The organism is Methylobacterium sp. J-030 (assembly GCF_022829545.1).
GTDB lineage: Bacteria > Pseudomonadota > Alphaproteobacteria > Rhizobiales > Beijerinckiaceae > Methylobacterium.
This window is the reverse complement of record NZ_JAKSYM010000410.1, coordinates 66,804-88,291: the sequence shown is the minus strand read 5'-3', so window position 1 is coordinate 88,291 and position 21,488 is coordinate 66,804. Positions and strand designations below refer to the sequence as shown.

The window sequence follows — 21,488 nt, the reverse complement described above, 5'->3', positions numbered from 1 at the left end:
CCTTGCAACAGGAGGCGGACCTAGCGTCGGGACATCGGGACATCTTGGGAGCCGTTCGATGATCCGCCGCCGCACGTTCCTGGCCGGTCTCGGGGCCGGCCTCGCCCTCGGCCCCGCGGGTCGGGCCGGCGCCCAGGGCGCCCCCGTCACGATCCGGATGGGCTCGCTCAAGCTGATCCACTCGATCGCGCCGAGCTTCTACGAGCGCTTCACCCCCGCCGGCGTGACCGTGGAGGTCGTGCCGTTCGAGAGCCCCACCGAGTGCAAGAACGCGGTGGTCACCAAGTCGGTGGATTTCGGCACCTTCGGCATCGCCGCCGCGACGCTGGGCGCCGCAGCCGGCGAGCCGATCGTGGTCATCGCCTCCACCTGCAACCGCGGGATGGCGGTGATCGCCAGGAAGGGCTCCGACATCCACGCCATCAAGGACCTGCGCGGCCAGCGGGTGGCGATCTGGCCCGGCAGCACCCAGGAGGTCTTCGTCCTGGAGCGGATGCGCATGGAGGGGCTGTCCGTGAAGGACATCACGCCGGTCCGGGTCTCCTTCTCGGAGATGCACATCGCCCTCGCCCGCGGCGACGTCGACGCCTATGTGGGCGCCGAGCCGGGGCCCGGCGTCAGCCTCGCCTCGGGGGCGGGTCAGCTCGTCGAGTACCCCTACGGCACCGAGATGGGGGCGCTGAACATGGTGTTCGGCGCCCACCGCGACACGCTGGCCGAGCGGCCCGATCTCGTCCGGACCATGCTGGAGATCCACCGCAAGGCCACCGACTTCGCCGCCGGCGACCGCCCCGCGATGATCGCCATGGCGGTGGCCAAGCTCGGCCAGAAGCGCGAGGCGCTGGAACTCTCGGCCCCGAACGTCGAGCTGACCTGGCGCCTCGGGCCGAACGAGGTCCGGCAGGCCGGGGCCTACGCGCAGCACATGCTCGCGCTCAAGCAGATCAAGCGCCTGCCGGAGCCGGGCTTCATCGACACCCGCTTCGTCGACGCGATGGGGCGGGCGTGAGCACCGGGGTCGAGGCCGGCGCCCTGCCGGCGCCGGCGCCCGTCCCCCGACGGGCCGGCCTCCGGCTCGACGGCCTGCGCCGGCTGGCGCTGGCCTGCGTGGTGCCGGCGGCGCTCGTCGCGATCTGGCAGCTCACCACGGCGGGCCGGCCCTACAGCCTGATCCCGCCGCCCGCGGAGGTCTGGGCCGAGCTGCAGGACCTCGCCGTCGGCGGCATCAACGACGACGCGTTCAGCGGCACGCTCTGGACCCATCTCGCGGCCTCGCTGAGCCGGGTCTATGGCGGCTTCGCGCTGGCCGCCGCCGCCGCCCTGCCGCTCGGCCTGCTGATCGGCCGCGTCCCGCTGATCCGGGCGCTCCTCGATCCGGTGCTTCAGGTGCTGCGCCCGGTGCCGGTCACCGCGTGGCTGCCGCTCGCCATGATCCTGTTCGGCCTGGGACCCCGCTCGGCCTTCTTCCTCGTGTTCCTCGGGGCGTTCTACCCGATCCTGGTCAACACCGTGTTCGGGGTCCGCTCGGTGGAGCCGCGCCTGTTCGAGGCGGCCGCCATGCTCGGCTGCACCGGACCGGCGCAGTTCCTCCGGGTCGTGCTGCCGGCGGCGCTGCCGTCGATCTTCACCGGCCTGCGGCTCGGCCTCGGCTTCGCCTGGGTGGTGATCGTGGTCGGCGAGATGACCGGCGTCCAGACCGGCCTCGGCGCGATCATCATGGAGGCGCGCCAGCTCTCGCGCACCGAGATCGTGATCTGCGGCATGGCGGTGATCGGGGTCGCGGGCTTCGTCTCCGACTGGCTGGTCATGCAGCTCGGCCGCCGGCTGCTCGCCTGGAGTCCGAACCATGGCTGACCCGACGATCCCGATCCTCGACATGCGAGCGGTCTCCAAGACCTACACGGCGGGCGGCCGGCGGACCGAGGCCCTGCGCGAGGCGAACCTCACGATCGCCCGGGGCGAATTCGTCTGCCTGCTCGGCGCCTCGGGCTGCGGGAAGTCGACGCTGCTGCGGGTCGCCGCCGGCTTCGAGGCGCCGAGTTCCGGGCAGGCGCTGATGTGGGGCAAGCCGATCGCCGGGCCGGGGCCGAGCCGCGGCATGGTCTTCCAGGATTACGGCCTGTTCCCGTGGCTCACCGTGCGGGACAATATCGGCTTCGGCCCGAAGGCCCGCGGGCGGCCCGCCGCCGAGGTGCGCGACATCGCCGAGCGCTACGTCGCCCTCGTCGGCCTGCAAAGCTTCGCCGACGCCTATCCGCACCAGCTCTCGGGCGGGATGAAGCAGCGGGTCGCCATTGCCCGGGTGCTCGCCAACGAGGCCGAGGTGGTGCTGATGGACGAGCCCTTCGGGGCCCTCGACGCCATGACCCGCGAGCGGCTGCAGGACGAGCTCATCGACCTCTGGTCGCGCACGGGCCTGACCATCCTGTTCGTCACCCACGCCATCGAGGAGGCGATCTTTTTGGCCGACCGCATCGTGATGATGTCGCCCGGCCCCGGCCGGATCGAGGCCTTGCACACGGTCGACCTGCCAAGGCGCCGCGACGTGTCGAGCCCGGCCTTCAACGACCTGCGCCGGATGCTGGCCGCCCAGCTCCACAGCCACCACGCCCCGCGGGCCGCCGCCTGATGGACACGGCCCCCGACGATCCCCGCCGGCCCGAGAACCGCCTCGCCTACCGCGCCGCCGTGGATCGGCCGCGCCTGACCCTGCCCGGGGGCCAGCACGTCGCAATCTGGCCCGTGGTCAATGTCGAGCACTGGCTGATCGACCATCCGATGCCGCGCCAGATCCTGGTGCCGCCGACCGCCGCGAGCCTGCTGCCCGATATCCCGAACTGGGCGTGGCACGAATACGGCATGCGGGTCGGCTTCTGGCGCTTCCTCGAGGCGTTCGAGAGCCGCGGCCTCCGCCCGACCCTGTCGATCAACGGCTCGGTCTGCACGGCCTATCCCCGCATCGCCGAGGCCGCCCACGCGGCCGGCTGGGAGTTCATGGCCCACGGTTTCCACCAGGTCCCGACCCACCGGGTCGCGGACCAGCCGGAGATGATCGCCCGCACGGTCGCGGCGATCCAAGCGGTTACCGGGCGCCCGCCGCGCGGCTGGCTGGGGCCGGGCCTCACCGAAACCCTCGACACGCCCGACCACCTGCACGCGGCCGGCCTCGCATACATCGGCGACTTCGTGGTCGACGACCGCCCCTGCCGCGTGGCGACGCGCACCGGCGACCTCGTCGCCCTCCCCTACTCCGTCGAGCTGAACGACATCCCGCTGCTGGCCATCCAGCACCACCGGGCCGACGAGTTCGTGGAGCGGGCGCTCGCCAACCTCGACCGCCTCGCCGCCGAGGCCGCGGGGCCCGGCCCCCTCGGGGGTGCCAAGGTGATGGGCTTCGCGATCCACCCCTACATCACCGGCGTCCCGCACCGGATCGGCCTGCTGGAGCGGCTGCTCGACGCCATCCTGGCGCGCAGCGACACGGTGTTCATGCAGGGGACCGAGATCCTCGACTGGTACCGTGCCACCGGCGACGAATCCTGAGCTGGGCTGCGAGGAATGACCGTGCCCCCCTTCCCGACGATCCCCGTGCTGCACGCGGCCTATGAAGCGGGCCGGGACCCGCGCGCCGTCGTGGCCGAGGCCTACTGCCGACTCGCCGCGGTGGACGATCCCGGCATCTTCCTCGCCCTGGTGCCGGAGGCCGAGGCGCAGGCTGCCGCGGCGGCGCTCCCGCCCTTCGACCCCGCGGCGATGCCGCTCTGGGGCGTGCCCTTCGCCGTCAAGGACAACATCGACGTGGCCGGCCTGCCGACCACGGCGGCCTGCCCAGATTTCGCCTCCACGCCGACCGAGACGGCGCCCGCGGTGGCCCGACTGCAGGCGGCCGGCGCGATCCTGATCGGCAAGACCAACCTCGACCAGTTCGCCACCGGTCTCGTCGGCCTGCGCACCCCCTACCCGGCCCCGCGCAACGCGATCGACCCGGCCTACGTGCCCGGCGGGTCCAGCAGCGGCTCGGCCGTCGCGGTCGCCCACGGGATCGTTTCCTTCGCCCTCGGGACCGACACGGCGGGCTCGGGCCGGGTGCCGGCGGCCCTCAACAACGTCGTCGGGCTGAAGCCGTCCCTCGGGGCGGTCTCCAGCCGCGGGATGCTGCCCGCCTGCCGGACCCTCGACACGCTCTCGGTCTTCGCCGGCACCGTCGCCGATGCCGACGCGGCCTTCCGGGTCATGCTGGGCTTCGACGCCGCCGATCCCTGGTCGCGGGCCTTGCCGGTGCCGCCCGCGCCGACCGGCCTGCCGCCGGGCCTGCGCCTCGGACTGCCGGATGCGGCGAGCCTCCGCTTCGGCGGCGACGGCCTCTCGGAGGCGGCCTTCGCGGCGGCGATCGCCGATCTCGAAACCCTCGCCGGGATGGCGCAGCCGGTCGATTGCGCGCCGATGTTCGCCGTCGCAGCGCTGCTCTACGACGGCCCCTGGGTCGCCGAGCGCTACGCGGCGATCCGGCCGATCATGGAGACGCGCCCCGGGATCCTGCATCCGACGACGCGGGCGGTGATCGCCGCCGCCGGGCGCCACAACGCCGCCGACGCCTTCGCGGGCCTCTACAGCCTGGCGGAGCTGCGCCGGCACGCGGACGCGGTCTGGGACCGCGTCGACGTGCTCGCCGTGCCGACCTATCCGCGCCCGCAGACCTGCGCGGCGGTGGCGGCCGACCCGATCGGCCCGAACAGCGAACTCGGCACCTACACCAACTTCGTCAACCTGCTCGACTGGTGCGCCCTCGCGGTCCCGGGGCGCCCCCGCGCCGACGGCTTTCCCTCCGGGGTCACCCTCCTTGCGCCGCGCGGGTCCGACGGGCTCCTCGCCGCCCTGGGCGCGCGCCTGCACGCGGTTGCGGGTGGCCGGATCGGTGCGGGGGCGTCGCCCGTGCCGGCCGTGGAACCGGGTCCGGTGCGGGCGCGGCCGGGCGAGATCGAGCTGGCGGTCGTCGGGGCGCACCTGTCGGGCCTGCCGCTGAACCGCGAACTCGCCGCGCACGGCGCCCGGTATCTGCGGACGGTGGCGACCCGACCGGAGTACCGCCTCTACGCCCTGCCCGGCGGGCCGCCGCATCGTCCCGGCCTCCTCCGGGTGGCCGATGGCGACGGTGGTGCGATCGAGACGGAGGTCTGGGCCCTGCCGCCCGCTTCCTTCGGGGCCTTCGTGGCCGCGATCCCGGACCCGCTCGGGATCGGCACCCTGCGGCTCGCCGACGGGACCGCGCCGAAGGGCTTCCTGGTGGAGGCGGCCGGCATTGCGGGGGCCGCCGACATCACGCGGTTCGGCGGCTGGCGCCGCTACGTGGCCAGCCGCGCCGCGGCGTGACCGCTTCGGCGATCCCCCCGGCCATCGCATCACCGGCGACCGCACCGGCCAGGGTTCCGGCCGCGGCATCGGCTGGGAATCCCGCCACCGCGCCGTCGACGGCCCCTCTCGGCTGGAGGCCCCTCCCGCACCCGGCCGGATATGCCCTCGTGAGGCCCGGAAACAGGGCTAACCGATAACCAGGCCTGGCCGTTACGGCCTATCTCGGGCGCGATCCAGATGACCCGGGGGCAGAGCAGGCAGGCCGTTTGCTAATCACGAGGGCCCTCTGCACGATGCCGGGCCGCAAGTTTCTCGAGGCGTTCTATGATGACATTGTGCAATCGACCCGCAAGGTCGTTCATTCTATCGATTACGTCGTTCAATTCAGTCAGATTTATCTCACGTTTATTGGATATTTTGCTGGATGATGGATTGGGCGGTTCAAGAAAGATTCGCCCCGTTTCATGGGTCCACCAGATTCCATCTGCATAATCGCTGCGGCTTTTGCTTACGGATGCAAAATCATCAATGATGAAATCCCAGGTTGCGCCCCTGCTTTGATTGACTTGCGCCTCCTCCAGAAGTGATCGCATGACGTCGATGCGCGCCTGTTGATTCGTGATGCTATAAAATATCTGCCGCACGGGCGCGTCGTAGCCGCCGATAAGCTCGGACATGACCTCACTCATGCTTCGCTCCAGCAACGGGAAAAACGTGACGATCCGGCCGATCGCCAAGACGAAATCATCGTTCGCAAGGCCGGATTCGAAGCGGCCGTCTGGTGTGTGACCCACCTGCTTCGGCAGGCGACCAAACCTGGTAGGGGGTTTGCTAGGAAGCGTGTTCATAGGTCACAGACTAGTCGAAACGGAACGAGGCAGTAATACCGTGCCTCGTCAAACGTAACTCATGGGGCGGCGCCAAGCCTGTGTTGTGACGCGCGCTCTTGCGCCGAACCGGTGTCCGCTTCGGCGGGGCGCGCTCCGGGCGGCTGCGTGGTGATTCCGTCTTCGGGTACGGACCCGAGGCGGCTGGAACGGCGGCTCCGACGCCATCGCGGCCGGACTTCGACGCCGGGCGCCTGCGCGCCTTCGCCAGGGACACGGGCCAAGGACACGGGCCAAGGACACGGGCAAGAGCGTGGGCCAAGGGCACGCGATCCCTTCCAGACACGGCTTTCCGGCCTCGTCGGCGACCTGCGCGGGCCGACCGGCAAGCAGCTCCCTCAGGAACGCCCGGTCATCCGCGCCAGCACGTCGTCCTTCCAGAGCGTCCGGTGCAGCACCGCCATGGCGACGTGGCCGGTGAGGATCGCCAGCAGGAGGAAGGCCAGCCAGTGGTGGAGCAGGTCGCCCGGGGCCACCATCCAGTCGATCTTGCTGTCCCGGCCCGGCATGAGCGGGAGGCCGTAGGGCGTGAACGGCTTGCCCGATCCGTACTGGCGCATCAGCGCGAGGCCCGGCACGACGATCATCAGGGCGTAGATCACGGCATGGCCGGCCACCGCGGCGCGGCCGAGGCGCCCCCGATGCGGCGGGCGGCGCAGGAGGTTGGCGAGCCCCCAGGCACCGCGCAGCAGCACGAGCGCGAACAGCGTCGCCCCCAGGGTGAAGTGGCTTCCGCCGACGAGGCGCGTCACCGCCCGGTCGCCGAGGCCGACATAGAGCAGCGCCCCCGCGAACTGCCACGCGAACAGAGCCGCCATCAGCCAGTGGAAGCCGCGGCTGACGCGGCCGTAGCGCCGCGGCGAATCGCGCCAGACGGCCTGCATCGGTTCGAGGCGGTCGGGGACCGGGCCCGCAGCCGGGCGTCCGCTCACGGGACCCGGCTCATGGGGAGGCGGCTCATGGGGACCCGGCTCATGGGGCGCCCCCGTCCCACAGGTCGGCCACCCCCTCCCCGGCCGCCAGGATCTCCGCCGCCGCGCCCGTGAGCGCCCGGTCGGGTCCCGGCTGACGCAGATAGGTGGCGAGGTCGCGCGAGAGCCGCTCTAGGGGATGCCCGTTCAGGAAGCCCGGCAGGCCGACGGAGCGCTGGGCGAGCTGCAGCACGTCGAGCCCGGCCTTCTCCACCGCGAGCCGGGCGAGGTTGACGAAGGCGACGATGCGCGGGGCGGCAAGGGCGCCATCGTTCGTCCCGCCGCTGGCCAGGGCCGCCGCCCGCGCCACCCAGTGCCGCGCCCCCTCGACCGCGATGGCGCCCTCGCCCAACCGCGCGAGCTGATGGGGGTCGGTCCCGCGCCCGAGGCGCACGAGATGGGCCCGCCACGCGTCGAACACGGCCTCGATGCCGCCGAGCTGCACGGCCAGGAACCGCCAGGCACCCCCCGAGAAGGCCGGCTGGCGGAAATAGTCGCCCGGCTCACCGAGGATGTCTCCGTCCGCGAGGCTGATTCCGCTGAAATCGAGGGTTCCGGTGGCCGAGGCCCGCATGCCCTGCGCTCGCCAGGCCGAGAGGTCGGCCCGGCTGCCCGCCTCCAGCGGGACCACCAGCATGAGGGTGCCGCCGCCGCCCGGACACCCGGCCGTGACCAGGGCCCTGGTCACGAAGCCCGCCCCCGAGGCGAAGGATTTCGCGCCGCTCAAGGACAGGCCGTCCCCGGCCGCCTCGAGCGCGAGGCCCGCCCCGGCCGGCTCAGTGTTCCAGACGCCGAACAGGTGGCCCGCGCGGGCATCGCCGAACAGGCGCACGCTCTGGTCGGCCGTGCCATACTGGCCGATGAGCTGGAGGGCGTTGACGTGGCCCTCGTAGAGCCGTCCGAGCGCGAGGCTGCCGGAGCCGATGAGGCGCAGCACCGCGGCCAGCATGCCGGCGCCCGACTCCTCGCCAAGGCCCGCCCCGCCGAGCGCGGCCGGGACCGGCGCAGCGAGCAGGCCCAGGCGGGCGAGGTCGGCGATGTCCTCGCCGGGAAACCCACCGTCGCGGTCCTGGGCGCCGGCGCGGCGCGCCGCCGACAGGCAGACCGCACGCGCGGCGGCTTCGGCATCGCGGCTCAAGTCGGGCGGCGTCCGCTGGTCCATGATGTCTTTCCAGCGGATCGCTTCGGGCGGCGACCCGGGCCGGGCGGATCGCACCACCGGAGTCGCCTCCTCGGCTTTATATCCGAGATCCCTGGTTTATGGACGAATGCTGTATGCGACTAAGAGTTGCGCCGGGAGCCTGGGAACGTCCCAGGCTCCCGGACCAGGCCGGCGGCGGATGCGTCCGGAGGCCGATCCGGTTCCGGGGCGACGTCCGGTTTTGCCCCGGAGAGCCCACGGTTTGCACAGGTTTCGCAAAGCCGACGGGATACGACACAAGACGGGGATGCCTCGGAGCGGCTGTCCCACCCCCTCATCCTGAGGCGCCGGAGCGGAGCGCAGGCCTCGAAGGAGCCCTCCAGCGGCCACCGCGATCCCTGGAGCCCTCCTTCGAGGCTCGCCGACACGGGACCCTCAGGATGAGGGGGGTGGGTGGGATCACCCGGTGATTCCGACCACAGGTCACTCTCGTGTACCGTGTGGCCTGCCAACGCAAATCCGCTTAGCCTCCGAGCCGATTCCGCTGGGGGCCGGGCATGTCGATCGAGACGGTGGACGCGGCGGGTCGTCGCCGGGGCGCCGACCTCCTGGTGGAGGTGCTGCGCTCGGAGGGCGTGCGCTACATCTTCGGCAATCCCGGCACGACCGAGCTGCCGCTGATCGACGCGCTGACCGAGGCGCCGGACATCGCCTACATCCTCGCCCTGCAGGAGGCGACCGCGGTCGCCATGGCGGACGGCTACGCGCAGGGCGCGCGGCGGCCCGCCTTCCTCAACCTGCACACGGCGGGCGGCCTCGGCCACGCCATGGGCGGGCTGGTGAACTCGCAGGTCTCGGGCACGCCGCTCGTGGTCACCGCCGGGCAGCAGGATCTCCGCCACGCACTGACCGACCCGCTGCTGATGGGCGACCTCGTCGCCATCGCCGACCCGGTGATGAAGTGGGCGCGCGAGGTGACGAGCCCGGACCAGATCCCGATCCTGCTGCGCCGGGCGTTTCACGACGCGGGGGCCGCCCCCTCCGGCCCGGTCTTCCTGTCGCTGCCCATGGACGTGATGGAGGCGATGAGCGTGGTGCCGGCCGGCGAGACCTCGACCATCGACCAGCGGGCGGTAGCGGGCTCCCTCGATCGGTTGGCGGATAAGCTCGCCGCGATCGCGCCGGGCCGTCTCGCCCTGATCGCGGGCGACGAGATCGACGCCTCGGACGCCTCGGCGCAGATGGTGGCGCTGGCCGACCTGCTGGCGGCGCCGGTCTACGGCTCGTCCTGGCCGGCCCACATCCCGTTCCCGACCGCGCACCCCCTCTGGGCCGGCAACCTGCCGACCCGGGCCGACGCCATCGCGGAGATCCTCGGGCGCTACGACGCGGTGTTCGCACTCGGCGGCAAGTCGCTGATCACGGTGCTGTACTCGGAGGTCTCGGCGGTGCCGCCGGGGGTGCGGGTGTTTCAGCTCTCGGCGGACGTGCGCGACCTCGGGCGGACCTACGCCACCAGCCTGTCGACGGTGGGCGACATCCGCGCCTCGCTCGACGCCCTGCTGCCGCTGCTGAGCCCCCGCCTCGCCGACCGGGCGGAGATCTTCGCGGACCTGCGCGCCGAAGCCGTGACGGCGCGGGCCGAGCGCCGGGCGACGCTCGCCGCCGCCGCGGATGCCGCCTTCGCGGATCCGGTGATCGCGCCGCTGGTGGCCGCCCGGGAGGTCGCCCGCGCGGTCGGGGCCGAGACCACCATCGTGGACGAGGCCCCCGCGACGCTGACCCACCTGCGCACCTTCCTCGACAGCCCCTCGGCCCATCAATACGCGGCGATGCGTGGCGGCGTGCTCGGCTGGGGCATGCCGGCGGCGGTGGGTTTTTCGTTGGGACTCGACCGGGCGCCGGTCGTCTGCGTCGTGGGCGATGGCGCCGCGCTGTATTCGCCCCAGGCCCTCTGGACCGCCGCACACGAAAAGCTGCCGGTCACCTTCGTGGTGATCAACAACGCCGAGTACAACATCCTCAAGACCTTCATGAAGGGCCAGGCGCACTACGCCTCGGTGCGCGCCAACCGCTTCATCGCCATGGACCTCACCGATCCGCGGATCGACTTCTTGGCCTTGGCCGCCTCCATGGGGGTCCCGGCGCGGCGGGTGACGGAGGCCGCCGACATCGCCCCGGCGATCGAGGCGGGGATCCGGTCGGGGGGCGCCAATCTGGTGGAGGTGGTGGTGCGGGCGACGTGAAGGGGGCGCAGTGTCGGCCGATTGACAGCGCCGGCCGTGCCACCCCATGTCTGTACGTAACGACATCTGAGGCTCGGCATGGGCGCGCAGACCTTCACCAGCCGTGAATTCAACCGCGAACCCGGCCGCATCAAGCGCGCTGCGGCCGACGGTCCCGTGATCATCACCGAGCGCGGCCGGCCGATCATGGCCGTTCTTCCCTACGGGGCGTACGAGCGCTTGAAAGCGGCACCCGGCACCATCCTCGATGCCCTCGACATGGACGGGGTCGGCGAGATCGATGTCGATTTCAGCCGCCCGGCGACGTTCCCGCGCCCCGCCCCCTTCGACTGATGTACCTCCTGGACACCAACATCCTGTCCGAGCTCCGCAAACGGCGCAGCGGCAGGATCAGTCCGGACGTCGAGGAATGGGCGACGCGGGTCGATCCGGCCAGCCTGCACCTGTCCGTCATCACGGTCATGGAGATCGAACTCGGCATTGCCCAACTGGACCGCCGCGATCCCCACCAAGCCGGCCGCTTACGCCTGTGGCTGCACGAGCGCGTCTTGCCGGCCTTTGCCAGCCGGATCCTGCCGATCGATACGGCCATCGCGCTGCGCTGCGCGCACTTGCACGTACCCGATCCCCGAAGCGAGCGCGACGCGTGGATCGCCGCAACGGGCCTCGTGCATGACCTGACGATCGTCACCCGCAACACCACCGATTTCGCGGCAACCGGCGCGACGCTGCTCAATCCCTGGGATGGCGCCGCAGGTTGCTGATCGCGCGGGGCGGCTCTCACCCCAGCCCCGGCACCGGCACCCCAAACGCCGCCGCCAGCAGCACCGCGTTGAGGCCGAGCACGATGGCCGCCCCCGCCACGGCCGCCGCCTGCGTCAGGGGCCCGTTGGCGAACGGCCCCATCACGCTCCGGCGCCGGGTGAAGACCACCAAAGCCACCATCGGCACCGGAAGCGCCAGCGACAGCACCACCTGCGACAGGACCAGCGCCCGGGTCGGATCGACGCCGATCGCCACCACCACGAAGGCCGGCAGCATGGTGGCGAGCCGGCGCACGAGCAGCGGGATCCGCCAGCCGGTGAAGCCCTGCATCACCATCTGGCCGGCGAGCGTCCCCACCACCGAGGAGGAGATCCCGGAGGCCAGGAGCGAGACCAGGAAGGCCGCTCCGGCCGCGGGGCCGAGCAGCGGCGTCAGGGTGCGGTAGGCCTCGCCGATCTCGGCGACTTCGCTGTGCCCGAGATGGAAGGCCGCCGCCGCCATGATCACCATCGCGATGTTGACGAGGCCCGCGAGCAGCAGGGCCACCACCACCTCCCGGTTGGAGTAGCGCACCAGCAGGCGCCGGTCGGCGTCGGTGCGGGGGCTGCCCCGTCCCTGGGTCAGGCCGGAATGCAGGAACAGGGCGTGCGGCATCACGGTGGCGCCGATGATCCCGACCGCGATGGTCAGCGCCTCCGCGTCCGGGATTCTTGGGGTGACGAGACCCCGGGCGGCCTCGCCCCAGGCGACGGGGGCCACGAGCAACTCGACCGCGTAGCAGAGGCCGATCGTGCCGACCATCACGCCGATGGCGATCTCGAGGGGCCGGAAGCCCCCATTCTCCAGGAGCAGGATCGCGTAGGTGATCACCGCGGTGACCGCCATGCCGGCCAACAGCGGCAGGCCGGTGAGCAGCGACAGGCCGATGGCGCCCCCGAGGAACTCCGCGAGGTCGGTCGCCATCGCGGCGACCTCGCTGATGCCCCACAGGACGAGGCGCACCGGGCGGGTGGTCGCGTCCCGGCAATGCTCGGCGAGGTTTTTTCCGGTGACGATCCCGAGCTTGGCCGAAAGCGCCTGGAACAGCATCGCGGTGAGGTTGGCGAGCAGCACCACCCAGAGCAGCCCGTAGCCGTAGCGGGCGCCGGCCTGGATGTTGGTGGCGAAGTTGCCGGGGTCCATATAGGCGATCGAGGCCGTCACGGCCGGCCCCACGAACAGCAGGAACCGGCCGCGGCCGCCCCGGCGCCCGTCGAGGACGTCGCGGATCGCGCCCTCCGTCCGCCGGCTCATCGCCCCGGGGGCGGCGCTGCCCGGGGCCGTCGCGGCGTTCGGCGCCACCATGCTTCAACCCTCTCCTCAAAGATATAGCGTAGGCTATATTCAGGGCTGCGGTCGCGGGATTCAAGGGGCTTCTATCGCTTGTGTGGGACTCCCCTGCCGCTACGGGTTTTTGCTAGACAGGCGCGGGGCGGCGCGTGCGTGCCGAGGGGAAGAGCCGATGCAGGAACCGTCCGAGCCGGGCTCGCCCGAGACCGCGCTGGTCGATCCCGAGCGCCACGTCGAGAGTTTCCGCCAGGCCCGCGAGGCGCGGCGCTCGGAGCTGGTCGAGGATTACGTCGAGCTGATCGACGACCTGATCGGCGACGGCGGCGAGGCGCGGCAAGTGGATATCGCGGCCCGCCTCGGCGTGGCGCAGCCGACCGTCGCCAAGATGCTCAAGCGCCTGTGCGAGGACGGGCTGGTCCAGCAGCGGCCCTATCGCGGCGTGTTCCTGACCGAGGCCGGCCGCCGGCTGGCCGCCCAGGCCCGGGAGCGCCACCGGATCGTCGAACGCTTCCTGTGCGCCCTGGGGGTGAGTCCCGAGACCGCCCGGCGGGACGCCGAGGGGATTGAGCACCACGTCAGCGCCGAGACGCTCGAGGCGTTCCGCGCCTTCGCGGCGCGGCATGGGGGGACGTGACGGGCACCCGCTCAGGCGGAGGACGCCAAGGGCCGTCGATGCAGGGCCCTGTTATCAGATCCGCCCACGCCAAACGCTTGATGCAGGCCGGTATGCTGGCGGTCGCCAAGTTGGGCCTCGGCTCCGACGTGCGCTGTGAAATCATCGCGGGTGCAGCGCGAATGGCCTTCACGGAAACTTGGTTCGGGCACCGGGACCGGTCGGTGGATTGGGACTGGGCCGCGCTCTCGGCAAAGTTCCAGAACGGCCACCCGAAGTGCTTCAACGCTGCGATCTGGCACGACACGACGCTGTGCGGGTTGGCGATCGGTGCCATGAACCGAGACAGGTTCGTAGCTTTGGATTTCCTTGAGGGCCATCCAGATCCGATGCATCCGCTCAAAGGGCAGGTGATCGGGATCGCTCTCACGATGGCGGAAGCCTATAGGCAACTGATCGGCGTACCGGAGCTTCGGCTCCATCACGTCGACCCGAATCTCATCCCCTTGTACACGATGCAGGGCTTCGCGCTTGCGCCCGACCTGGGTGGCCCTCATCATATGGTCCGAAGGTGACTCCAATGCCGAAAGCTGCGCGCATCACGAAGCCGGCGGTGACGCGCGGCCACCCTCTCAGGAAGGCGGACCACCGCTTGCCGGACAGCGAGCAAGCGGCGGCTGCCTTCATGGCAACGGATCTCCCTTGGTTGACACGCGAGGCCAGAGAAGCACTTGCGGCGACGCCCGAGGTTCATGGCCGGTCGGATGGTCAGGTGCCGCCGCCACCCGCAGAGAGTGGCGGCGGCTGAGATTCTCGATACGTGCCGACCCAGGCGCCGCGTTAGTCGAAGCTGAAGATGTGATTTTACCTGGAGGCGTCCCCTCCCCTCACCCCGTCGCCGCCGCCACCTTCTGGCGCAGCCCCATGATCACCGCGCGCAGCATCTCGGCCCCGGCCGCGCCGGCATCCGGCAGGGTGCCGGTGCGGGAGGCGTAGATCCGCTCGTGCACGAAGGCGAGCTTGGCGATCACCGTCGGCGTCAGCTTGAACGGGTAGAGCGCCGGCTGGCCCATGCTGTGGGACAGCGAGTTGATCGCGTAGGTCAGCGGCAGCCACGCGGCGATCAGCCGGTCGAGGTCCAGGGTGTTGTAGGGGTCGAAATCGATCACGGTCGGCGCCTGGGTCCCGTGACGCAGGCGCGGGCGCACGTGCAGCTCGAAGGTCGAGGCGGTCTCCACCGTGTCGACGATGTGCAGGTAATGCGCGAAGGTCTCGGCGAAATCCTCCCACGGATGGGCCGTGGCGTAGGCCGAGACGTAGGATTCGTCCCAGTCGGAAGGCGCGCCGCGCGCGTAATGGTCCTGCAGGGCCTGGACGTAGTTCAGGCGCTCGTCGCCGAACAGCGCCCGGAACGGCTCCCAGGTGGGGCTGTTCAGCACCAGCAGATACCAGAAGTAATGCCCGATCTCGTGTCGGAAATGGCCGAGCAGGGTGCGGTAATGCTCGCCGAACAGGATCCGGCGGCGCTCCCGCTCGACGTCGTCGGCCTCGGCGATGTTCATGGTGATCAGGCCGTTGATATGGCCCGTCAGCACCGGCGGCCCGCCGGCAAAACGCTCGCTCGGGTCGACCAGGAAGTCGAAGGCCAGCCCGTCCGTGTACTGCGCGCGGGTGGCGAGCGGCAGTTCCAGGCGCAGCAGCGAGTAGAACAGCCGGTGCTTGGCCGCCTCGATCGGGCGCCAGCGGGCGAGGTTCCAGGGGTGCGACAGGTCCGGCACCACCCGGTTGTGGCGGCAGGCGGTGCAATAGATGTCGGGACAGTCCTCCGGCACCAGCCAGTTGCAGGCCTCCGCGAGGGCGTTGTTGCACAGGCGGTAGCGTCGGCCGGGATCCGCGTAGGCGTGGAACACCTGGGCGCCGCCCATGAGCGGGTGCGCCGAGAGCCCCTGCGGCTCGAGCGCCGAGACCTCGTGGACCGCGCAGACATAGCCCAGGCGCCGGGCGCAGCTCTCACAGGCGGTCGCCTCGAAAGTGACCGGCTGGTCGCAGGCCTGGCACTGGAAGATCTTCATCGCGCCGTCCCGGGCCGGCAGCGGGCCCACCTGCCGATCAAGCGGGGCCGCGCGGCAAAGTTCCTGCCAGGCGCCCGGGCCGCCGCACGGAAATTGCTTGTCGGCGGGTCTGTAGCGCATAACGGCGCGGTGGGGTCCGGCGCCCGGGACCGGCATCGAGAACCGCGTTCGATCCTTTCGACGGAGTCATCGTGTCGATCAAAGCCGCTCTGCACCACGTCACCCATTACCGCTACGACCGGCCGATCAGCCTGGGGCCCCAGGTGATACGCCTGCGCCCGGCCCCGCACGCGCGCACCAAGGTCCCGGCCTACGCGCTGACGGTGACGCCCGCCAACCATTTCCTGAACTGGCAGCAGGATCCGAGCGGCAACTGGCTCGCGCGCCTCGTCTTCCCGGAGAAGGCCGACGAGCTGAAGATCGAGGTCGATCTCACCGCCGACATGGCCGTGATCAACCCGTTCGACTTCTTCGTGGAGGATTACGCCCAGACCCACCCCTTCGCGTACGACCCGGATCTCGCCGAGGAACTCGCCCCCTACCGCGCCCCCGTCGACGCGGAAGGGCCCGAGATGGAGGCGCTGCTGGCCCGGCTCCCGGAGGAGCCCAGCACCGTCCAGTTCCTGGTGGCGCTGAACGCCCAGATCGCCCGGGAGACCGCCTACGGCGTCCGCATGGAGCCCGGCGTCCAGACCCCCGCCGAGACCCTGCGGCTCAAGAGCGGATCCTGCCGGGATTCCGCGTGGCTGCTCGTGCAGGTGCTGCGGCGGATCGGCCTCGCGGCCCGGTTCGTCTCCGGCTACCTGATCCAGCTCGTGCCCGACACCACCGCGGTCGACGGCCCGACCGGCGCGTCGGCGGACTTCACCGACCTGCACGCCTGGGCCGAGGTCTACCTGCCGGGCGCCGGCTGGGTCGGCCTGGACGCGACCTCGGGGCTTCTCACCGGCGAGGGCCATATCCCGCTGGCCGCGACCCCGCACTACCATTCGGCCGCGCCGATCTCGGGGGCGATGGAGCCGGCCGAGACGACGTTCGACTTCCGGATGAGCATCACCCGGGTCGCCGAGACGCCGCGGATCACCAAGCCGTTCTCGGACGATGTGTGGGCGTCCATGGACGCGCTGGGCGAGCGGGTCGACGCTGACCTCGCCGCCCAGGACGTGCGGCTGACCATGGGCGGCGAGCCGACCTTCGTGTCGGTGGACGATTTCGAATCGCCGGAGTGGAACATCGCCGCGGTCGGCCCGACCAAGCGGAGCCGCGCCGACCAACTGATCCGGCGCCTGCGCGACCGGTTCGGCCCGGGGGGCCTGCTCCATCACGGCCAGGGCAAGTGGTATCCCGGCGAGAGCCTGCCCCGCTGGGCCTTCGCGCTCTACTGGCGCAAGGACGGCAAGCCGATCTGGCGCAATCCGGACCTGATCGCGCCCGAGGTGGTCGCCGGGGAGGAGGGGCAAGCCACCATCGCGCAGGCCAAGGCGCTCGCCGACGCGCTGGCCCGCCGCCTCGGCCTGTCGGACTACGTCTTTCCGGCCTTCGAGGACGGCGAGCTCTGGGAGAAGAAGGTCGCGGCGCTGCCGGTCAACGTCACGCCCGAAGCGGCCCGGTCCGGCTCGGTGGAGTTCGACGCGCGGATCAAGCGGGTCTACGCGCGGGGCCTGGGGGAGGCCGCGGGCTACGTGCTGCCGCTCGCGAGCCTGCCCACCGGCGAGGACGGCGATGCCGACCGGGTCTGGATCTCGGAGACGTGGGACTTCCGGCGCGGCGCGGCCTTCCTGGTGCCGGGGGACTCGCCGGTGGGCTTCCGCCTGCCCCTGTCGTCCCTGCCCTACGTGCCGCCGGAGCACTATCCCTACTACCAGCCGCAGGACCCCCTGGAGCCCCGCGCCACCCTCCCCGAGGGGCATCCCGGGGAGACGACCGTCAACGGCTCCGGGATCACCGGCGTGGCGGTGCGCACGGCCCTGTCGATCGAGCCCCGGGACGGGGTGGTGCGGGTGTTCATGCCGCCGGTGCAGCGCGCCGACGAGTATCTCGAACTCGCCGGCCATCTCGAAGCGGCCGCCGCCGGGCTGAACCTGCCGATCCAGATCGAGGGCTACGAGCCGCCCTTCGATCCGCGGATCGGCGTGATCAAGGTGACGCCCGATCCGGGCGTGATCGAGGTGAACGTCCACCCGGCCGCCTCCTGGCGGGAGGCCGTCGCCATCACCACCGACCTCTACGCCGAGGCCCGCCAGACCCGGCTCGGCGCGGAGAAGTTCATGGTCGACGGGCGCCACACCGGCACCGGCGGCGGCAACCACGTGGTCATGGGCGGGGTCACGCCGGACGATTCCCCGTTCCTGCGCCGGCCCGACCTGCTCAAGAGCCTCGTGCTCTACTGGCAGCGCCACCCCGCGCTCTCGTACCTGTTCTCCGGCCTCTATATCGGCCCGACCAGCCAGGCCCCGCGCATGGACGAGGCCCGCCACGACGGACTCTACGAGCTGGAGATCGCGCTGGCCCAGATCCCCGCGCCCGACGCGCCCAACATCCCGCGCTGGCTGGTCGATCGCGTGTTCCGCAACATCCTGGTCGACGTCACCGGCAACACCCACCGGTCCGAGATCTGCATCGACAAGCTGTACTCGCCGGACGGGCCGACCGGGCGCCTCGGCCTCCTGGAATTCCGCGCCTTCGAGATGCCGCCGGACGCCCGGATGAGCCTCGCCCAGCAATTGCTGCTCCGCGCCCTGGTGGCCTGGCTGTGGCGGGAGCCGCGGACCGGGGGCTGTGTCCGCTGGGGCACGAATCTCCACGATCGCTTCATGCTCCCGCATTTCCTCTGGTCCGACTTCCTCGCGGTGCTGGAGGATCTGCGGGCGGCGGGCTACGCTTTCGATCCGGTCGCCTTCGAGGCGCAGGCCCTGTTCCGGTTTCCGGTCTTCGGCACGATCGAGCAGGGCGGGGTCCGGATGGAGCTGCGTCAGGCGCTGGAGCCCTGGCATGTGATGGGCGAGGAAGGGACCAGCGGAGGCACCGTGCGCTTCGTCGACAGCTCGGTCGAGCGGCTGCAGGTCAAGGTCGAGGGCTTCGTGCCCGAGCGGCACGTCATCGCCTGCAACGGCCGCCGCCTGCCCATGACCGGCACCGGCCGCGGCGGCGAGGCCGTGGCGGGCCTGCGCTTCAAGGCGTGGCAGCCGGCCTCCTCGCTGCACCCGACCATCCCGGCGCACGCGCCGCTGACCTTCGACATCCTCGACGCCTGGAGCGGGCGCTCCCTCGGCGGCTGCCGCTACCACGTCGCCCATCCGGGCGGCCGCAACTACGAGACCCACCCGGTCAACGCCTACGAGGCCGAGGGGCGGCGCCTCGCCCGGTTCCAGCCGAACGGCCACACGCCGGGCCGGGTGGAGATGCCCCCGCCGGAATCGAGCGCGGAGTTCCCGCTGACCCTCGACCTGCGCACGCCGGCCCCGCAATGACCGGGGGGCCGTGATGGAGGCGGCGCTCGCGGCAAGCCTCGCCGGGGCCGAGCCGGCGGAGGACCCGCGGGCGCGCGTCGCCCGCTGGGCCGCCGGCTACCGCCGTGCCCCCGGCCGGCCCGACGAGTTCCTGGGGCCGGACGGCCAGCCCCGCGGGGCTTGGTCGCGCCTCCTCGACCGTCTCGGCGGCCTCACCGAGCCGGAGATCCTGGCCCGGTTCGTCGCGGCGGAGCGGCACATCCGGGACGCCGGCATCTCGTTCCGCATCGCGGGCGACCAGCGCGAGCATCCCTGGCCCCTCGGCTGCCTGCCCCTGGTGATCGAGGCCCCCGAATGGGCGGCGCTGAGCGCCGGCATCGTCCAGCGCGCGGAGCTGATGGAGGCGATCCTCGCGGACGTCTACGGGGACGGACGGCTGGTCGAGGAGGGGCTTCTTCCCGCCGCGATCGTGGCCGGCACGCCGGAATTCCTGCACCCGCTCCACCGGGTCGTGCCCCCCGGCGGGCATTACCTGAAGCTCTACGCCGCCGATCTCGGGCGGGGGGCGGACGGGCGCTGGCAGGTGCTGGCCGACCGGACCCAGGCGCCCTCGGGCCTCGGCTGGGCGCTGGAGAACCGGATGGTCCTGGCCCGGACCTTCCCGGACTTCTTCCAGGACCTCCAGGTCGAGCGCCTGCCGGCCTTCTTCCAGGCGTTTCGCGACGGGCTGGCGCTGGGCGCGGAGCGGATCGACCCGCGGATCTGCCTGCTGACCTCTGGCCCCTACAGCAGCACCTATGTCGAGCAGGCGGCGCTCGCCCGCTATCTCGGCCTGATGCTGGTGGAGGGCGACGACCTCGTCATGCAGGACGGGCGCCTGCACGTGCGCACCGTCGCCGGCCTGAAGCGGGCCGACGCCCTGTGGCGGCGGATCGACGCCGACTTCCTCGATCCCCTGGAGCTGAACCCGGCCTCGCGCCTCGGCGTCCCCGGCATCCTCGAGGCCCTGCGCAACGGCTCCCTGGTGGTGACCAACATGCCGGGCTCGGGGCTCGTGGAATCGGCGGCGCTCGCCCCCTACCTCGACGGCATCGCCCGCCGGGTTCTCGGCGAGCCCCTGCGGCTTGGCCATCCGCGCACGTGGTGGTGCGGCGATCTCGAGGGCTTAGGCCACGCGCAGGCGAACCTCGACAGCCTGATCCTGCGCCCGGCCGCCACGCCCCAGCGCGGGGCCGCGCGCGACGCGATCCTGGCGGGGCCGGTCCTGGCGGCGGAGCGGGAGCGGGTCGTGGCGGCCCTGCGCGACCGGCCGTTCGATTACGTCGCCCAGGAGGCCGCGCCGCTCTCGACCATGCCGGGCTGGGAGCGCGGCGAGGGCGGCCTCTCCCTGGCGCCCCGCCCCTTCGTGGTCCGCGTCTTCGCCACGCGGACGCCGCTCGGCTGGCAGGTGATGCCGGGGGGCTTCTGCCGGGTCTCGGAGCGCGAGGACGTCGACCCGATCGAGCTGCGGCTCGGCATCCGCTCGGCCGATGTCTGGGTGCTCTCGGAGCAGCCGATCGCCGCGCCCCTGATCGGCTCGCACGCGGCCCCGCGGGTGCGGCGGGTCGGCGGCCATCTCCCCGCCCGGGCGGCCGACGGCCTGTTCTGGTTCGGCCGCTACCTGGAGCGTGCCGAGGCGGTGATCCGGCTGGTGCTGGCCCATCTGCGCAGCGTCGGCGACGCGGTCGGGGCCGACATCTCGGGCGCCCTCGACACGCCGGCGGCCCTCGCGCTGCGCGCCGTCCTGCACGACTGGGCCGCCATCGGCGCCGCCGACCTGCCCACCGCTCGCCTCGCCCAGGAGGCGTTCTCCGGGCGCGAGCGGCCGGGCTCGGCCTGGGCCCATATCGGGTCGGCCCGCCGCAACGCCGCGGCTTTGCGCGCCCGCCTCTCCGGCGAGGTCTGGCGGGTGCTGGCCGATCTGAGCGAGTCCCTCTCCCTCGACACCGAGCGGGCGCTGACCGAATCCCAGCTCACCGGCCGGGCCGAGCGGGCGCTGAGCCAGCTCGCGGCGCTCTCCGGCCTCACCCACGAGAACATGAGCCGGGCGGAGGGCTGGCACTTCGTCGAACTCGGGCGGCGAATCGAGCGGGCGATCAACACCTGCACCTTCGCGCTGGCCTTCGCCAACGACGAGGCGACCCCGGGCTGCCTCGGGGTGATGCTGTCGCTGTGCGATTCGCAGATCGGCTACGGCCGCCGCTACCTGCAGGGAGCCGCCCTCGACCCCGTGCGCGACATGGTGCTGCTCGACCCCTACAACCCGCGCTCGATCGCCTTCCAGGCGGAGGCGATCACCCGGCACCTCGCCGACCTGCCGGCGCTCGCCGCCGACGGCATCCCGGAGCCGCAGGGCCGCCTCGCCACCCGCATCCTGGCGGAACTGCGCAGCGGCGAGGCCGCGGATTTCGACGCCGTGCGCCTCACCGCCCTGGAGACCGACCTCGAACGCCTCGCCGACGGCATCGCGGCGCGCTATTTCCCGGCGGGGCCGAACGCCCTGCGCCCGGAAAAACTGACAGGCTTGGCTTGATGAGGTGCGTTCTTGACGCTGACGCCTCAAGAACGATCCGCAGCACGCGCTGCGGCGCGCCTTCGCGCTTGCCGACGTCCACGGGCGACGG

The 21,488-nt window shown here is 71.8% G+C and carries 17 protein-coding genes and 1 pseudogene; 13 read left to right on the top strand and 5 right to left on the bottom strand.

The annotated features are described in order from the left end of the window. Positions 1–58: 58 nt before the first annotated feature. From MKK75_RS35175 to MKK75_RS35150, 6 genes and pseudogenes are all read left to right on the top strand, one after another. On the top strand, positions 59–1,009 hold the full coding sequence (locus MKK75_RS35175) for an ABC transporter substrate-binding protein (RefSeq protein ID WP_244047097.1): 951 nt from the start codon (positions 59–61) through the stop codon (positions 1,007–1,009). Further along, positions 1,006–1,854 (top strand): ABC transporter permease, encoded by an 849-nt coding sequence (locus MKK75_RS35170; protein ID WP_244047096.1) that lies wholly within the window; start codon positions 1,006–1,008, stop codon positions 1,852–1,854. Before MKK75_RS35175 ends, MKK75_RS35170 begins: the two co-directional genes overlap by 4 nt. Then, positions 1,847–2,629, top strand: coding sequence for an ABC transporter ATP-binding protein (locus MKK75_RS35165; protein WP_244047095.1), 783 nt, complete (start codon positions 1,847–1,849; stop codon positions 2,627–2,629). Before MKK75_RS35170 ends, MKK75_RS35165 begins: the two co-directional genes overlap by 8 nt. Beyond that, positions 2,629–3,543, top strand: coding sequence for a polysaccharide deacetylase family protein (locus MKK75_RS35160; RefSeq protein WP_244047094.1), 915 nt, complete (start codon positions 2,629–2,631; stop codon positions 3,541–3,543). The genes MKK75_RS35165 and MKK75_RS35160 overlap by 1 nt, the downstream gene beginning before the upstream one ends. A 15-nt stretch (positions 3,544–3,558) precedes the next feature. Continuing rightward, positions 3,559–5,370 (top strand): allophanate hydrolase, encoded by a 1,812-nt coding sequence (gene atzF, locus MKK75_RS35155; protein WP_244047093.1) that lies wholly within the window; start codon positions 3,559–3,561, stop codon positions 5,368–5,370. Between the two features lie 19 nt (positions 5,371–5,389). Further along, positions 5,390–5,485 (top strand): annotated as a pseudogene (locus MKK75_RS35150) (IS481 family transposase); the annotation flags it as partial. Positions 5,486–5,621: 136 nt separating this feature from the next. On the opposite strand, the gene MKK75_RS35145 reads toward MKK75_RS35150, so the two are convergent. The 3 genes from MKK75_RS35145 to MKK75_RS35135 form a co-directional block, all read right to left on the bottom strand. Next, complete coding sequence (locus MKK75_RS35145) at positions 5,622–6,146, bottom strand: hypothetical protein (RefSeq protein WP_244047092.1); 525 nt, start codon at positions 6,144–6,146, stop codon at positions 5,622–5,624. A gap of 431 nt (positions 6,147–6,577) precedes the next feature. Continuing rightward, positions 6,578–7,171, bottom strand: a complete 594-nt coding sequence (locus MKK75_RS35140) for a cytochrome b (RefSeq protein ID WP_244047091.1) — start codon at positions 7,169–7,171, stop codon at positions 6,578–6,580. A gap of 40 nt (positions 7,172–7,211) precedes the next feature. After that, positions 7,212–8,372, bottom strand: a complete 1,161-nt coding sequence (locus MKK75_RS35135) for an acyl-CoA dehydrogenase family protein (protein WP_244047090.1) — start codon at positions 8,370–8,372, stop codon at positions 7,212–7,214. Positions 8,373–8,908: 536 nt separating this feature from the next. On the opposite strand from MKK75_RS35135, the gene MKK75_RS35130 reads away from it, so the two are divergent. The 3 genes from MKK75_RS35130 (at position 8,909) to MKK75_RS35120 (ending at position 11,361) form a co-directional block, all read left to right on the top strand. Next, complete coding sequence (locus MKK75_RS35130) at positions 8,909–10,597, top strand: thiamine pyrophosphate-binding protein (protein ID WP_244047089.1); 1,689 nt, start codon at positions 8,909–8,911, stop codon at positions 10,595–10,597. Between the two features lie 78 nt (positions 10,598–10,675). Then, positions 10,676–10,930 carry a type II toxin-antitoxin system Phd/YefM family antitoxin gene (locus MKK75_RS35125; RefSeq protein ID WP_244047088.1) on the top strand — a complete coding sequence of 85 codons (255 nt, stop codon included), beginning with the start codon at positions 10,676–10,678 and terminating at the stop codon, positions 10,928–10,930. Beyond that, positions 10,927–11,361 carry a type II toxin-antitoxin system VapC family toxin gene (locus MKK75_RS35120; protein ID WP_244047174.1) on the top strand — a complete coding sequence of 145 codons (435 nt, stop codon included), beginning with the start codon at positions 10,927–10,929 and terminating at the stop codon, positions 11,359–11,361. Before MKK75_RS35125 ends, MKK75_RS35120 begins: the two co-directional genes overlap by 4 nt. A 16-nt stretch (positions 11,362–11,377) precedes the next feature. Here the strand turns inward: MKK75_RS35120 and MKK75_RS35115 are convergent, their stop codons facing one another. Continuing rightward, complete coding sequence (locus MKK75_RS35115; RefSeq protein ID WP_244047087.1) at positions 11,378–12,706, bottom strand: Nramp family divalent metal transporter; 1,329 nt, start codon at positions 12,704–12,706, stop codon at positions 11,378–11,380. Between the two features lie 157 nt (positions 12,707–12,863). Here MKK75_RS35115 and mntR point away from each other — a divergent pair, with 157 nt between their 5' ends. Both mntR and MKK75_RS35105 read left to right on the top strand, forming a co-directional pair. Next, positions 12,864–13,325: a manganese-binding transcriptional regulator MntR gene (gene mntR / locus MKK75_RS35110; protein ID WP_244047086.1), complete on the top strand. Its 462-nt coding sequence runs from the start codon at positions 12,864–12,866 to the stop codon at positions 13,323–13,325. A gap of 92 nt (positions 13,326–13,417) precedes the next feature. Then, on the top strand, positions 13,418–13,879 hold the full coding sequence (locus MKK75_RS35105) for a hypothetical protein (RefSeq protein ID WP_244047085.1): 462 nt from the start codon (positions 13,418–13,420) through the stop codon (positions 13,877–13,879). A 312-nt stretch (positions 13,880–14,191) separates the two neighbouring features. Here the strand turns inward: MKK75_RS35105 and MKK75_RS35100 are convergent, their stop codons facing one another. After that, positions 14,192–15,376: a putative zinc-binding metallopeptidase gene (locus MKK75_RS35100; protein ID WP_244047084.1), complete on the bottom strand. Its 1,185-nt coding sequence runs from the start codon at positions 15,374–15,376 to the stop codon at positions 14,192–14,194. Positions 15,377–15,567: 191 nt separating this feature from the next. Here MKK75_RS35100 and MKK75_RS35095 point away from each other — a divergent pair, with 191 nt between their 5' ends. Continuing rightward, entirely contained in the window at positions 15,568–18,846 is a 3,279-nt protein-coding gene (locus MKK75_RS35095; protein WP_244047083.1) for a DUF2126 domain-containing protein, read from the top strand. Positions 18,847–18,859: 13 nt separating this feature from the next. Then, the gene (locus MKK75_RS35090) at positions 18,860–21,397 is read left to right on the top strand and encodes a circularly permuted type 2 ATP-grasp protein (protein WP_244047173.1); all 2,538 of its coding nucleotides are present in this window, start codon (positions 18,860–18,862) and stop codon (positions 21,395–21,397) included. Positions 21,398–21,488 lie beyond the last annotated feature (91 nt).